The organism is Campylobacter sp. CFSAN093260, assembly GCF_012890095.1.
Classification (GTDB): domain Bacteria; phylum Campylobacterota; class Campylobacteria; order Campylobacterales; family Campylobacteraceae; genus Campylobacter_D; species Campylobacter_D jejuni.
This window is the reverse complement of record NZ_CP040618.1, coordinates 666313-680332: the sequence shown is the minus strand read 5'-3', so window position 1 is coordinate 680332 and position 14020 is coordinate 666313. Positions and strand designations below refer to the sequence as shown.

Annotated in this window: 16 protein-coding genes; 1 reads left to right on the top strand and 15 read right to left on the bottom strand. The window is 30.3% G+C overall.

Going from position 1 to position 14020, the window contains the following annotated elements; translation table 11 throughout:
• Positions 1-2: 2 nt before the first annotated feature.
• Positions 3-3605 carry a DNA polymerase III subunit alpha gene (gene dnaE / locus FBF22_RS03505; RefSeq protein ID WP_165433244.1) on the bottom strand — a complete coding sequence of 1201 codons (3603 nt, stop codon included), beginning with the start codon at positions 3603-3605 and terminating at the stop codon, positions 3-5.
• A 192-nt stretch (positions 3606-3797) separates the two neighbouring features.
• Between dnaE and FBF22_RS08620 the strand changes: the two genes are divergently transcribed.
• A complete protein-coding gene (locus FBF22_RS08620; protein ID WP_257406500.1) occupies positions 3798-4040 on the top strand; it encodes a SelT/SelW/SelH family (seleno)protein in 243 nt (80 codons plus the stop codon).
• A gap of 12 nt (positions 4041-4052) precedes the next feature.
• Here FBF22_RS08620 and FBF22_RS03495 read toward each other — a convergent pair whose 3' ends face one another.
• From FBF22_RS03495 to glyQ, 14 genes are all read right to left on the bottom strand, one after another.
• The gene (locus FBF22_RS03495; RefSeq protein ID WP_002854966.1) at positions 4053-4382 is read right to left on the bottom strand and encodes an ArsC/Spx/MgsR family protein; all 330 of its coding nucleotides are present in this window, start codon (positions 4380-4382) and stop codon (positions 4053-4055) included.
• Positions 4379-5719: a 3-deoxy-7-phosphoheptulonate synthase class II gene (locus tag FBF22_RS03490; RefSeq protein WP_002867848.1), complete on the bottom strand. Its 1341-nt coding sequence runs from the start codon at positions 5717-5719 to the stop codon at positions 4379-4381. The genes FBF22_RS03495 and FBF22_RS03490 overlap by 4 nt, the downstream gene beginning before the upstream one ends.
• Before the next feature lie 23 nt (positions 5720-5742).
• Positions 5743-6156 (bottom strand): hydroxyisourate hydrolase, encoded by a 414-nt coding sequence (gene uraH / locus FBF22_RS03485; protein WP_002852246.1) that lies wholly within the window; start codon positions 6154-6156, stop codon positions 5743-5745.
• Between the two features lie 133 nt (positions 6157-6289).
• Positions 6290-6646: a 50S ribosomal protein L19 gene (rplS, locus tag FBF22_RS03480; protein ID WP_002852307.1), complete on the bottom strand. Its 357-nt coding sequence runs from the start codon at positions 6644-6646 to the stop codon at positions 6290-6292.
• A gap of 10 nt (positions 6647-6656) precedes the next feature.
• Complete coding sequence (gene trmD, locus FBF22_RS03475; RefSeq protein WP_002868040.1) at positions 6657-7361, bottom strand: tRNA (guanosine(37)-N1)-methyltransferase TrmD; 705 nt, start codon at positions 7359-7361, stop codon at positions 6657-6659.
• Positions 7358-7897 (bottom strand): ribosome maturation factor RimM, encoded by a 540-nt coding sequence (gene rimM / locus FBF22_RS03470; RefSeq protein WP_002868041.1) that lies wholly within the window; start codon positions 7895-7897, stop codon positions 7358-7360. Before rimM ends, trmD begins: the two co-directional genes overlap by 4 nt.
• Complete coding sequence (locus FBF22_RS03465; RefSeq protein ID WP_165433245.1) at positions 7890-8132, bottom strand: KH domain-containing protein; 243 nt, start codon at positions 8130-8132, stop codon at positions 7890-7892. Before FBF22_RS03465 ends, rimM begins: the two co-directional genes overlap by 8 nt.
• 2 nt (positions 8133-8134) lie before the next feature.
• The gene (gene rpsP / locus FBF22_RS03460; RefSeq protein WP_002852274.1) at positions 8135-8362 is read right to left on the bottom strand and encodes a 30S ribosomal protein S16; all 228 of its coding nucleotides are present in this window, start codon (positions 8360-8362) and stop codon (positions 8135-8137) included.
• A gap of 64 nt (positions 8363-8426) precedes the next feature.
• Entirely contained in the window at positions 8427-9764 is a 1338-nt protein-coding gene (ffh, locus tag FBF22_RS03455) for a signal recognition particle protein (RefSeq protein WP_002852163.1), read from the bottom strand.
• Between the two features lie 67 nt (positions 9765-9831).
• The gene (locus FBF22_RS03450) at positions 9832-10584 is read right to left on the bottom strand and encodes an RluA family pseudouridine synthase (protein WP_002852134.1); all 753 of its coding nucleotides are present in this window, start codon (positions 10582-10584) and stop codon (positions 9832-9834) included.
• Entirely contained in the window at positions 10565-11722 is a 1158-nt protein-coding gene (gene waaA, locus FBF22_RS03445; protein ID WP_002852277.1) for a lipid IV(A) 3-deoxy-D-manno-octulosonic acid transferase, read from the bottom strand. Before waaA ends, FBF22_RS03450 begins: the two co-directional genes overlap by 20 nt.
• Entirely contained in the window at positions 11719-12435 is a 717-nt protein-coding gene (locus FBF22_RS03440; protein WP_165433246.1) for a zinc ribbon domain-containing protein, read from the bottom strand. The genes waaA and FBF22_RS03440 overlap by 4 nt, the downstream gene beginning before the upstream one ends.
• A gap of 9 nt (positions 12436-12444) precedes the next feature.
• Entirely contained in the window at positions 12445-13170 is a 726-nt protein-coding gene (locus tag FBF22_RS03435) for a Nif3-like dinuclear metal center hexameric protein (RefSeq protein ID WP_002885717.1), read from the bottom strand.
• On the bottom strand, positions 13157-14020 hold the full coding sequence (glyQ, locus tag FBF22_RS03430) for a glycine--tRNA ligase subunit alpha (protein WP_002885719.1): 864 nt from the start codon (positions 14018-14020) through the stop codon (positions 13157-13159). The genes FBF22_RS03435 and glyQ overlap by 14 nt, the downstream gene beginning before the upstream one ends.

Below are 14020 nucleotides of genomic sequence, written 5' to 3'. Positions count from 1 at the left end.
ACTTAAGCATATTTATTAGAAATTTCCTCTACTATACTATCAGAGATAATAAAATCTGTATGATAAAGCAGGCAAGATCCCGCGCTAATAACTTTTAAAACAAGTTTTTTATTATTTTTTTCATTAGGATTATGTGCATTTCTAGCAATTTCATGAATTTCATAGATTAATTCTCTATTTAACCTTGTCAAATCTAGCTCTATGATATTTTTTTCAAATTCCTTAGGTTCTGCGGTAAAATGATTTTCTTCTTTATTTTTAAAATCTTTTTTTGTGCCAATTTTTTTTATAGCTTTAATCTCACCATCTTCAAGACTTTGCAAGTCTTTAATTGCTTTTAAAAAAAAGCTGGGCTTTTCCCCTCCTTCAGCTTTAAATCCCAATACAAAACCATAAGCATTATTTTTCAAATTTTCATCTTTAATGATATTTTCTATTTCTTCTACATTACTTTCAAATACAGTAGCATCAAACGAAGAATAATAATCCAAAATTTCAATTCTACCATAACGCTTATTATTTTTACTCATCATAGATTTAAAATCTTCAATTTTACCTATACTTAAAATTTCTCCATTGTTTTTTAAACCTTCAAACTCTAAACTTTTAACATAATCTATGGCATTAATTTGTTCATAAAATCGATCTAAAGGATGGCCTGAAACATAAATTCCTAAAATTTCTTTTTCATATCCCAATTTTTCCATCACTTCAAATTCTTCATTTTTGGGAGTAAAATTTACTTGAACACCTGAAGTTAACTCCTCTTCACCAAAAAGAGAACTTGCAGCATTTTTTCTTACTTCAGCCATTTTACGCGATGCTTCGCTAAGATTTTCCATATTATCAAACAAAGCTTTTCTAGTAAAACCAAACTCATCAAAAGCCCCTGCCTTAATAAGACTTTCTAATGTTCTACGGTTTATCTTGGTAGGATCTATCTTACCTAAGAAATCATTAATATCCTTAAATTCTCCATCTTGCCTTGCTTCAAGTAAATTTTCAACTGCAGGAATACCCACACTTTTTATAGCCCCAAGTCCGTATATAATAGCATCCTTGCCATCTTGCTCTAAAGCACTAAATTCACGGATCGCTTTGTTAATCGATGGAGGTAAAAGTTTAATATTCATTTTTTTCATCTCATCAATATAAACAGCAATTTTATCCACATTGTTTTCTTCGCTTGTTAAAAGCGCCGCCATAAATTCACTAGGATAATAAGTTTTTAAATAAGCTGTTTGAAAAGTAATCAACGCATAAGCCGCAGAGTGAGATTTATTAAAACCATATCCTGCAAATTTTACGATAAGCTCCCATAAATCTTCAGCTTTTACTCTATCATATCCTTGTTTTTCTGCTCCATCTGCAAAATCAGTCTTAAGCTTCTTCATCTTCTCAGGATCTTTTTTACCCATAGCACGACGCACTACATCAGCACCCCCTAAAGAAAAGCCACCTATAATTTGAACAATTTGCATAACCTGTTCTTGATAAACAATAACCCCATAAGTAGGTTCTAAAACCTTTTCTAAACTGTCAAAAGGATATTCTATGTTTTTTAAACCGTGCTTTCTATCGATAAAATCATCAAGCATTCCTGATTCCATAGGGCCTGGACGATAAAGCGCAAGAACCGCAATGATATCTTCAAAACGCTCTGGTTTTAAGCGTGCATTTAAGCTTTGCATACCGCCTGATTCGATTTGAAAAATCCCTAAAGTATTTCCACTTTGTATGGTTTTATAAACCTTGCTATCATTTACATCTATAGTTTCCCAAATAATGTCTTTATTGTAACGCTTTTTAATAAGCTTGATTGCATTATTAATTACTGTTAAAGTTTTAAGACCTAAAAAGTCAAATTTTATCAAATCCACATCTTCTAAATGATCTTTAGAATACTGCGTTACTAAATGTCTTTCATCATTTTTACTTTGTCTAAAAAGCGGAGTTTTCTTCCATAAACTTTCATTAGAAATTACAACACCCGCTGCGTGCATACCAGCATTGCGATTTAATCCTTCCAAAGCTCTTGCATACTCCCAAACTTCAGGACCTTTAGGATGACGATCGATAAATTCTTTGATTTTAGGTTCTTTTTCATAAGCAGCATCAAGAGTGATTTTAAGCTCTTCAGGCACAAGTTTAGCAAGTTCATCAGCATCTTGAATACTCATATCACAAACTCTAGCCACATCACGAATCACCCCTTTAGCCAAAAGTTTACCAAAGGTAATCACCTGTGCAACCTTATCTGCTCCATATTTATCAATCACATAATCAATCACTTCAGCACGTCTGTCTTGACAAAAATCCACATCAATATCAGGCATGCTCACACGCTCAGGATTTAAAAAACGCTCAAAAAGTAGACTATAAGGAATAGGATCTAAATCCGTAATCCTTAAACAATAAGAAACCAAACTTCCTGCAGCTGATCCTCTTCCAGGGCCTACTGGAATACCTTTATCCTTAGCCACTTTAATAAAATCATGAACAATAAGCATATAACCTGAAAATTTCATATTTTTAATGATGTTAATTTCTACTTCAAGTCTTTGTTTGTATTCTTCATGCTTACTTTCATCGATAAATTTTAATCTCTCTTCAAGTCCTTTTTTACAAAGTTCTTCAAAAACCATGTCATCATTATCAAAGCTAAATTCTTTTGTTTCTTCAGGTAAGATAATATTATGATCTTTAGCATATTCTCTTGTAAATTTAAAATTCGGTGGAGTGGGATTGCCAAGATTAAGCTCTAAATTACATTTTTGTGCGATTTCTTGTGTATTTTCTATAGCTTCTGGAATATCTACAAAAAGCTCACTCATCTGCTCAGGACTTTTAACATAAAATTCATGCACACTATGACGTATTCTATCAGGATCGTTAAGTTTTTTTCCCATGGCTATACACATAAAAACCTCATGGGCAGCCGCTCTTTCTTTAAAAGTATAATGCGTATCATTTGTAGCAATGATTTTTATATTTAATTCTTTAGAAAGTCTGATAATATCATCATCTATCATTCTTTGATCGCCTATACCATGACGCATGATTTCAAAATAAAAATCATCTTTAAAAACTTTTTTATACCATAATGCCGCTTCTTTTGCTGCTTCATAGCCTTTTGCACCAAAACGCACATTTCTTTCACTATAAGTATTTAAGTGCCAATTTACTTCACCTTGCAAGCAAGCAGAAGAGCAAATAAGACCTTCGCTATGATCTTCCAAAAGCTTTTTATTGATACGCGGATAATAATACAAACCTTTAATATAACTTTGAGAACTTAAATACATTAAATTTTGATATCCGATCTCATTTTTTGCATACAAACAAAGGTGAAAACGCTGACGAGAACTTTTATCATCTAATTCATCGTGATTATGTAAATACGCTTCCATACCAATGATAGGTTTTAAACCTTGTGCTTTCATTGTTTGATAAAAATCAATTGCCCCAAACATATTTCCATGATCTGTCATAGCCACACTTGTAGCACCCTGCTCTTTTAAAGTCAAAGCTAATTCTTTAAGCTTATTGGCTCCATCAAGCAAAGAATATTCTGTATGTAAATGCAAGTGTGTAAATTGACTCATTTTCTTCCTTTAGTTTTTTAAGGCTTATTTTAATTTTGATAAAAATTATAAATTTTTCTCGCTGAATTTGAAAGAAATTGACCCTAAATTTCAACTTAAATTTTACAAAAAGGCAAAAATTCAGCCAAAATAAACTATAATAAAATCTAAGATTTTAATCTTAATAAAAAGAACTTCTCAAAGGATGAAATGATGAAAGTAAAAATTGCTTATTGCAATCTTTGAAATTATCGCCCACAAGCTGCAAGGGTTGCAGAAGAACTACAAAGCGATTTCAAAGATGTTGAAGTAGAATTTGAAATTGGCGGCAGAGGTGATTTTATCGTTGAAGTAGACGGAAAAGTTATCTTCTCTAAAACACAACTTATTAATTGCGAAAGTGAAAGATTTCCATATCAAAATGAAATTAATCAATTAATAAAAAATAGAGTGTAATCAAACACTCTATCATAACATTTTCTCATATTCCTTACCAATATATATGTTTTGCTCATACTCGATAATAGGACGCTTAATACAACTTGGATTTTCCAATACAATTTTTTCAAGTTCTTTTTCATTTAAATTTTTAACTTTTTCTTTGTTTAAGCCAAGTTTTTTAGAAGTTAATCCAGCAGTATTGATAAGTTCTTCAAAAGATTTTTGTTTTAACCATGTGTATAAAATATCTTGATTAATCTTTTTAATATCCATAAAATCAAACACAATACCTTTTTGTGTTAAAGCATCCATAGCTTTCTTTACAGAATTGCAATTTTTAATACCATAAAGTTTCATTTTCTAGCCTTTTTTACCAAATCTGCGATTAAAAAAGCAAGTTCTAATGCTTGATCCGCATTAAGTCTTGGATCGCATTGAGTCTCATAACGATCTTCCAAGCTTTGAGCAGTAACATTGCTTGCACCACCTGTGCATTCTGTTACATCTTTCCCAGTCATTTCAAGATGCACTCCACCTGGATAAACCCCTTCGCTTATTGCAATCTCAAAAAAAGATCTCACTTCTTGCATAATTTTATCAAACTCACGTGTTTTAAAATTGCCTGCTTTTACCGTATTTCCATGCATAGGATCTATGCTATATACTAAATTTAAACCTTCACTTTTAAGTTTAGAGAAAATTTTTGGCAAATTATTGATAATTTTATCTGCACCCATGCGGATAATAATATTTAATCTTCCTTCTTCATTATTTGGATTTAAAACATTTGCTAAAGCTATGATATCATCAGCACTTGCACTAGGTCCTATTTTAACCCCTAAAGGATTTTTTACTCCACTTAAAAAATGCACATGAGCTTCATCAAGCGCCCTTGTTCTTTCACCTATCCAAAGCATGTGAGCTGAACAATCGTAAATTTCCCCACTTAAACTATCCACTCTAGTTAAAGCTTCTTCATAAGGCAAAAGTAAAGCTTCATGTGAAGTATAAACACTAACTTCTCTTAGACTTGGAGTATTACTTGTATTAATTCCACAAGCTTCCATAAAAGCTAAAGCTTGTGAAATTTTTTCACTGATATCAGTATATTGCTTATGGAGTTCACTCTTTTTTAAAAAGCCCAAATTCCAACGATGTACTTCATGTAAATCTGCTAAACCACCCTTAGCAAATCCACGCAACAAATTTAGCGTTGTTGCGCTTTGATAATAAGCTTCAAGCATTCTATGTGGATCAGGAATGCGTGCTTGTTCACTAAATTCAAAACCATTAATAATATCACCACGATAACTAGGAAGACTTATACCATCTAACTCTTCAAAATCACTACTTCTTGGCTTGGCAAACTGCCCTGCAATACGACCAATTTTTATAACAGGACATCCACCAGCAAATGTAAGTACTATAGCCATTTGAAGTAAAATTTTAAACATATCACGGATATTTACAGCGCCAAAATTTTCAAAACTTTCAGCACAATCTCCACCTTGAAGTAAAAAAGCTTCTTTTTTACAAACTCTTGCTAAAGACTTTTGAAGATTTCTCACTTCTCCAGCAAAAACCAAAGGAGGAAGCTTCTCAAGTCTTGCTAAAACTCTATTCATTTCCTCTTGATCTGGATAGATAGGTTGCTGTTTTATAGGATAGTTTTTCCAAGAATTCTTAGCCCACATGGTTTTTTCTTTCGTTTTATTTATCAGCTTCCTCTATAAGTTGAATAACCAAAAGGAGAAAGGGTTATTGGAACATGATAATGTTTCTGATCTTTAGAAAGCTCAAAACTTACCTCTACAAAAGGATAAAAAGTATTTATTTTGTGTGATGTGTAATAGTCTTTTGTAAAAAATTTAAGCTTATAAATTCCAAAAGCCCTATTTTCAGCTTTTTCATATGGTAATAAATCTCCTATTCTACCATTTTCTTCGGTAAATTCTTCACTTACTTTTTTCCACTGTTGATTTGCTTCCAACTTATAAAGCTCAACTTTTACTTTAGGAGCAGGTTGTCCAGAAGTAATATCCAAGACATGAGTACTTAATTGATATTCAGTAGCACTCAAAAACATTGGCACGCTTGCTAGTATTAATAAAGTTTTTTTAATAGAAAACATTTTCTCTCCTTGTATAATATTTACAAGAAATATTATACAAGAGTATTATTAATAATTAAAATCAAATAAATAATAATTATAAATTAATTATAATTATTTAATTGTTAGACTTATAATAGAAAATAATTATAAATTATTTTTTAAGCTCTTTAATACGCGCTGCTTTACCACGTCTATCTCTTAAGTAGAATAATCTTGCACGGCGTACACGACCACGACGCAAAACAGTAATACTTTCTAAACTTTCACTATAAATAGGGAAAATTCTCTCAACGCCAACATTATTAGCGCCAATTTTACGCACGATAAAAGTTTCACTTACGCCATTACCTCTTCTAGCAATACAAATACCCTCAAAATTTTGGATTCTTGTTTTATCCCCTTCTTTAATGCGAATTGCAAGCTTTAAAGTATCACCAGCACGAAAATCTGGAACATTTTTACCTTCAATTTGTTTTGCTTCAAATTGTTCTATATATTTATTTTTCATAAAAAATCCCTTATTTTTTGCGTTCATGCTCTAAAAATAAATCTGGACGAAAAAATTTCGTTTTGCAAGACGCCAAAGTAGTTTTTAAACTTGCAATTCTAGCGTGATTACCCTTTAAAAACTCTGAAGGAGTATAAAATTTTTTATTTTTTTTCTCAAAAATAAAAGGTTTTGAAAAAGCAGGCGCTTCGAGTAAATTATTTTCAAAGCTTTCTTCTTCCAAACTTTCCATATTTCCTAAAACCCCGTTAACATTTCTTAAAATTGCATCACACATTACAAGCGCAGGTAATTCTCCTCCAGTTAAAATAAAATCCCCTATACTAAAAACTTCATTCGCAAAAATTTCAAGCACTCTTTCATCTATACCTTCATAGCGCCCACATACAAAAACTATATGTTCTTTTTTACTTAAGCGTTTGGCGTCTTTTTGATTAAAGGTTTTACCACTTGGATTTAAAAAAATAAAATAGGGATTTTCTTTTTTTTCTTGAATACTTCTTAGCACCTCATACATAGGTTCAGCTTGCATCAAAAGTCCAGCTCCACCACCTATTTTATAATCATCGACTTTATGATAAGAATTTTTAGAAAAATCTCTTGGATTATAAAAATTAAGTTTGAAAAGTTTTTTTTCTTTTGCTCTTGCAAGTATAGAATCTTGAAAGTAAAATTCCATAAGATTAGGGAACAAAGAAACGAAACTAAATTTCATGAATTTTCTAAAATTAAAAAAGCATCTTGCGTGCAAAAAATCTGTCGTTTTTCTATATCTATATTTTTAACAAATTTATCCAAATATGGAATAAAAAATATTTTAGGATATTTTTTTTCAACCCATTTTTCATCACTTTGAATTTCAAATAAATAAGAAGCTCCAGTTTCCAAGATATCAACCACTTTACCTAATCTTTTATCTTCTTCAAAAACTTCACACTCTAAAATATCAAAATAAAAAAACTCATCTTTTTTTAATTTACAAGTTTGTCTGCTTTTCTCGATACTCTGAAAAAGAATAAGATTAGTTAATTCTTTGGCCTTTTCTATATCTTCATAATTTTCAAATAAAACAGTAGAATTGCTTGTATTATAATGCTTAATCTTTAACATTTCTTTAGTGTTTTTTATAAAAAAAGTAGCATCTTTTTTAAATTGAGAAGAAAAGTCGCTCAGGTTATGCAATTTTACATAACCCTTAAGACCCACAGTTTTACCAAGTTTTGCAACTTGAACAAAATCTTTTTCACTCAAGTGCTTTTACCGTTACTCTATAAAAACTTGCATCCTTGCTCTTATAAGCAGAGATTACAGTTTTTATAGCATTGATCATTTTTCCATTTTTACCTATAAGCTTACCTGTATCAACCTTATGTGCAAAAAGAACAATCTCAAAAAAATTTTCACTTAATTCAATTTTTTGAGTATCAATCTGTTCAGGATAATCTGCAATTAATTTTGCGTATTCTCTAAGAAAATTCTCTACCATGATTATTTGCTAGTGATAGAAGCAACTTTATCGCTAAGTTTTGCACCAACGCTTTTCCAATAAGCTAAACGCTCTGCATCAACTTTAATTACTTCAGGTTCTACCATAGGATTATAATACCCAATACTTTCTATCCAACCACCATCACGACGTTTTCTACTGTCCGTAACTACAATACGATAAAATGGTCTTTTGGTTCTACCCATTCTTGTAAGTCTAATAACTGTCATTTACACTCCTTAAAAATTAAAAATTTTATTTATAGATACTATAAAAAGTATTTATAAATAAAATTTAAAACTGTCTTCTAGCTTGACTCATCATTTGTGTCAAACTCTCCATTCCTTTTTTACCTGAAAATCTTTTTGCAAGTTTTGCTGCATTGCTAAATTGTTTTAAAAAACGATTGACTTCTACCTGAGAAAGACCTGCTCCCTCTGCTATACGACGCTTTCTAGCATTATTTAATAAATCAGGATTTTCTCTTTCTTTTGGAGTCATTGAAGAAATCATTGCTTTAATGCGTATGATTTCTTTAGAATTATCCAAATCTATATCTTTTACCGCATTTGCCATTCCACCAAGTCCTGGTATCATACCGATTAAAGACTTCATACTTCCTAATTTTTTAATACTTTCCATTTGGTTAAGAAAATCATTAAAATTAAATTCACCTTTTTTAATTTTTTGATTGAGTTTTTTAGCCTCTTTTTCATCAATAATCGCAGCAGTTTTTTCAGCTAAAGTTGCCAAATCACCCTCACCCATAATACGACTTACTATACGATCTGGTATAAAAACTTCTAAATCTGCTACTTTTTCACCCACACCAATAAATCTTAAAGGAATACCGATTTGTTTTGCTATACCTAAGGCTACTCCACCTTTAGTATCTGCATCAAATTTTGATAAAATTACCCCACTGATACCTAAAACTTCATTAAAACTAGCAGCAGTCTTAACCCCATCTTGACCACTCATTGCATCAGCAACATAAAAAATCTCATCAGGATTTAAGACATCCTTAACTGCTCTTAACTCATCCATCAAAGCTTCATCTATAGCCAAACGTCCAGCAGTATCCACAAGCAAAACATCCACCATAGAACTTTCAGCCTTTTTTAAAGCCTCTTTAGCAACCCTAATAGGATCTTTTTCATTTTCTATAAAGAAAAGTTCAATTTCATTAGCTTCACAAAGTTGTCTTAGCTGCTCCACTGCCGCTAAACGCTGTAAATCACAAGCTGCAACTAAAACTTTTTTATTGCGTAATTTTAAATAATTTGCAAGTTTGATAGTGCTTGTAGTCTTACCGCCCCCTTGCAAACCTGCCATTAGAACTACTGTTGGGGGTTTAGAAGCAAAAACAAAACCTTGATTTTTGCCATTGACACTTAAAATATTTTCTAAATTTATTTTAATGGCATTTAAAAATTGTTTTTGACCTATTCCGTTTTGCTTTGCATCTTCTTCTATCAAAGTCAAAAGCTCTTTAGTTACCTTATGGTGAACATCTGCTTTTAAAAGAGCTTTTTTTAAGGTTTCTAAAGCGTTCTTAAGTGCTTTTTCATCATCAACAAAACGTAATTTATTAATCGCTGATTTAAAAGATTCGCTGACTAACTCAAACACTTTATCACCTTTCTATAAAATTTTTAAATTAAACCTTGCATTATACAAAATTTTTTCTTAAATGGCTTTAAAAATCTAAATTTTTTATATCAAAGCCAAATTTTGCAAAACCACTATCTAAATTAGCCCTAAAATGATAATTAAAAATTTTAATTTCATAGCTATGCAAATACATTCTATCGCTTGAAATTTTAGCATATTTTTCATCACCTACAACGCCATGTTTTATAAATTTAGCATGCACTCTGATTTGATGAGTTCTACCTGTTTGAATAACTATTTTTGCTAAGGTTTTTTTTGACTGCATCATGATAGGAGTAATGATACTTAAGGCACTTAAACCATCTTTTGAAACTTTACTTAACGCCCCGCCTTTTACTTTTATAGTAAAAATAGGTTCATTCACTTCAACCTCTTCAGCCAAAACCCCATCTAAAACCGCAATATAACTTTTATAAACCCTGTGTTTTTTAAATTCTTCTATACAAAGCTTTCTAAAATCTTCATCTTTACAAAGCAAAATCACACCACTTGTTTCTTTGTCTAAACGATTTAAAAGCTTGGCATTAAATTTTTTCTCTAAATCTTCACTCACATAAGCATAAGGTTTATTAATAGCAATAATCTTATCATCTTCAAAAATAATTTGAGGATTTTTAGCTTTTATCACATTAAATCTTGCCTTATCGCTCATCAAAGCTCTAGCAACCACAACTTTTTTTCCATATGAAAAAACACAACCCTTATCAATCAAATCTTTAGCTTCACGATTTGAAATTTTTTCTTGCAAAGCTAAGAGTTTATAAGCTTTTTCTTGCATCAATTCCCTTTTGTATAGTTTGTATGATAAGATCTAAATTTTCTTTTTTGGAAATTTTAGCTTTTAAATTTAAATAATGAACTTTATCATTTAAATCCTTTAATTTTTCACAAAAATATACATTTTCCACTTCTTCAAACAAAACCTTTTGATTGTGAATAAATTTCCCACTGATTAATACATTGTCAAAATATGCCGCTTCTATAGGATTGTGTCCTCCTATGCCTTCTATGAAAGAACCTCCAAGCACAACAACATCAGAAATTGCATAAAAATTTACAAGCTCCCCTAAAGCATCTAAAAGCAAAATTTTTTTAGAAAATTTCTTATTTTCATCTTTTAAAGAACTAAATTTTTCAAATTCTAAACCTTTGTTTAAAAGCAAATTTTCAACTTCTTTAAAACGTTCAGGGTGTCGTGGGGCGATAATGAGTTTTTCATTTTCTTCTAGTTTAAAATGATCAAGCAAAAGCTCTTCTTCATCTTTATGCGTACTGGCAAAAATGATAAGTTTTTCCTTAGGTTTGGTATAAATTTTATTATTTTTAATTTCTAAATTTGCCTTAATATTTTTAAAAATTTTAACATTTTTAGCTCCCAAACTTTCAAGTCTTGCTTTATCTAAATCACTTTGAGCAAAAACTTCATCAATATAAGAAAAAATTTTTTTATAAAAAAAAGAAAATCTTTGATAAGAATGATAAGACTTATCAGATATTCTCGCATTAAGCAAAATAATCTTAGCCTTATAAATACGTGCCATAAAAACAAGCATAAGCCAATATTCTGCTTCAAAAATTACCAAAACCTTACAAGGCTTAAGCCAAAAAGGCAAAAAATTTTCAAAAGCAAGATAATTTACCTTTTTACAAAATTCTTTTGCACATTCAAAACCTGTTTGAGTAATAGTAGTTATTCTTGAATCAAATTTCAAAACCAAAGCTTTAATACTTCTTACCTCCCCGTAAGAACAAGCATGAAAATGTACATCAGCTTTTTCTTGATGTAAATTTTTATAAAGAAAAAATCGAGATTTTAAACTAATTTTGTATTTGGATTTTAAAAAAGAAAGTAAAAGAATAAAGACGGCACAAAATAAAAATGCCGTCCAAGTTAAAAAATAATAAAAAAAGATCAATTTTGTTCTTCTTGCTCTTTATAAAGAATTCTTCCGCAATGAGGACAAGTTACAATCTCTTCACCTTTTACAACGGACAGATAAGTCTTATCGTAAATTTTCATAAAACATCCATAGCATGCTTGTTTTTTAACAGGAACTACAGCAGTATTCTTCGCCCATTTGCGAATTTTCTCATAAAAACTTAAAACTTTTTGATTCATCTCACTCACAAGTTTAGTTTTTTTATCATAAACACTCATTCTATCTTTTTCAAGAACTTCCATTTCAGATTTAATGCTTACTCTAATCTCGTTAATATTTTGCTCTTGTTTGATTTTTTCTTCTTCAAGTTCTTTTTTATAAGTTTCTTTATTCTCTAAAATTTTATCTAGTCTTACAATCTCATCATTTGCAGCGTCTAATTGCTCTTTTGCAATATCTTCTTCAATTTTTAAAGCATTAGCTTCTTTTTCTGTTTTTACCACACCACTTTTTTTAGAAAGATCTTTAATTTTTGCTGAAAACTCGGAAATATGAGCATTATTTTGTATTTTTTGATTTTCTATATCTTTGATTTCTTCATCGATTTTTTCTAAATCTGCGTTGATTTTTCCTATTTTTAACTCAGCATCTTTTAAAGTCCTATTAATACTGTCTATTTTTGGTTCATAACTATCAATTTCTTGATCTATTTTTGATAAAAGCACTAATTGTTTGAGATATTTATTCATTTATTTTCCTTAAAAATATTGAAATGGATTTTTTGAAACTGTTATTATAACTTGTAGTGGCAAATTTTTCAAGTCTTTTGCTAAACATTGAGAAAAATATCTCTCACTTTCAAAATGACCTAAATCAATAAGACTGATTTGATTGCTAAGCGCCTCTAAAGCTTGATGATATTTAAAATCTCCACTTAAAAAACAATCTGCATCTACTTTAGAAATTAAATCCCCGCCGCTTCCAGTACATATAGCAATACGCTTAATGTCTTTTTTGCCACAATCACTTACACGTAAAATTTGTAAATTTAACTTTTTTTTCACCCAGTCACACAAAGCTTCAAAAGATATAGAATTTTCTACATAAATTAAAAATTCGTCTTTAAAAGAAATTTTAAAACCTAAAATTTCTTCCGTAAAATAAGTATTTAAATGACTTAAATCGTAATTTGTATGCATGCTGATTAAAGAAATATTTTTACAAATCATTTCTTTGATAAAAGCCCTAGGATAAGTCTTGTCATATAAATCTTTTAAACCTTTAAATATCAAAGGGTGATGTGTGATAATTAAAGAATTTTCACTCGCTTCTTTAATGATATTTTCATCAATATCTAAGCTTAAATAAACAGTTGAAATTTCACTATCCCTATCTCCAAGTAAAATTCCGCTATTATCCCATGATTCTTGGATATTAAAGGGGCTTAATTGATCTAAAAAATTATAAATTTCACTCAGTTTCATTTAAATTTTTCTTATAAATTTCAGCACAATTTTTTGAAAGTTCACGAATTTTTAACATATAATCTTGTCTTTGTGCTACAGAAATTGCTCCTCTTGCATCCAAAAGATTAAAAGTATGTGCAGCAAGCATACAATAATCATAAGCAGGTAAAGCTAATCCTTGTTCTAAAATATTTTTACATTCTTTGTAAGAGTTTTCAAACTGCTCATTTAAGATTTTAATATCACTTACTTCAAAATTGTATTTACTAAATTCATATTCACTTTGCTTATGCACATCTGCGTATTTAATTTTTTCTCCATTAAATTCACTCCAAACTATATCATAAACATTATCAACATTTTGAAGATACATGGCTATTCTTTCAAGACCATAGGTAATTTCAGCACTTACTAAATCTACTGCTATACCACCAACTTGCTGAAAATAAGTAAATTGAGTGACTTCCATACCATCAAGCCATACTTCCCAGCCTAAACCCCAAGCACCCAAACTTGGACTCTCCCAATTATCTTCAACAAAACGAATATCATGACTTTTTAAATCAAAACCCAAATTTTCAAGACTTTTAAGATATAATTCTTGAATATTATCAGAACTAGGTTTAATCAAAACTTGAAATTGATAATAAGCACCTAAGCGATTAGGATTTTCACCATAACGTCCATCAGTAGGCCTTCTACTTGGAGCCACATAAGCAGCTGCCCAAGGTTTTTTTCCTAAACTTCTTAAAAAAGTTGCTGGATGAAAGGTTCCTGCACCTGCTGGCATATCATAAGGTTGCATAATCGCACAACCTTGCTCTTGCCAATAATTTTGCAAATTAAGTATCATTTGTGAAAAAGTCAT

Bases quoted from the DNA above. Each gene is read 5' to 3' on its own strand.
- FBF22_RS03440 (WP_165433246.1), bottom strand. From the start codon at position 12,435: ATGAATAAATATCTCAAACAATTAGTGCTTTTATCAAAAATAGATCAA.
- uraH (WP_002852246.1), bottom strand. From the start codon at position 6,156: ATGTTTTCTATTAAAAAAACTTTATTAATACTAGCAAGCGTGCCAATG.
- FBF22_RS03495 (WP_002854966.1), bottom strand. From the start codon at position 4,382: ATGAAACTTTATGGTATTAAAAATTGCAATTCTGTAAAGAAAGCTATG.
- glyQ (WP_002885719.1), bottom strand. From the start codon at position 14,020: ATGACTTTTTCACAAATGATACTTAATTTGCAAAATTATTGGCAAGAG.
- rplS (WP_002852307.1), bottom strand. From the start codon at position 6,646: ATGAAAAATAAATATATAGAACAATTTGAAGCAAAACAAATTGAAGGT.
- FBF22_RS03450 (WP_002852134.1), bottom strand. From the start codon at position 10,584: ATGCAAGAAAAAGCTTATAAACTCTTAGCTTTGCAAGAAAAAATTTCA.
- FBF22_RS03490 (WP_002867848.1), bottom strand. From the start codon at position 5,719: ATGTGGGCTAAGAATTCTTGGAAAAACTATCCTATAAAACAGCAACCT.
- trmD (WP_002868040.1), bottom strand. From the start codon at position 7,361: ATGAAATTTAGTTTCGTTTCTTTGTTCCCTAATCTTATGGAATTTTAC.
- rpsP (WP_002852274.1), bottom strand. From the start codon at position 8,362: ATGACAGTTATTAGACTTACAAGAATGGGTAGAACCAAAAGACCATTT.
- FBF22_RS03465 (WP_165433245.1), bottom strand. From the start codon at position 8,132: ATGGTAGAGAATTTTCTTAGAGAATACGCAAAATTAATTGCAGATTAT.
- dnaE (WP_165433244.1), bottom strand. From the start codon at position 3,605: ATGAGTCAATTTACACACTTGCATTTACATACAGAATATTCTTTGCTT.
- FBF22_RS03435 (WP_002885717.1), bottom strand. From the start codon at position 13,170: ATGAAACTGAGTGAAATTTATAATTTTTTAGATCAATTAAGCCCCTTT.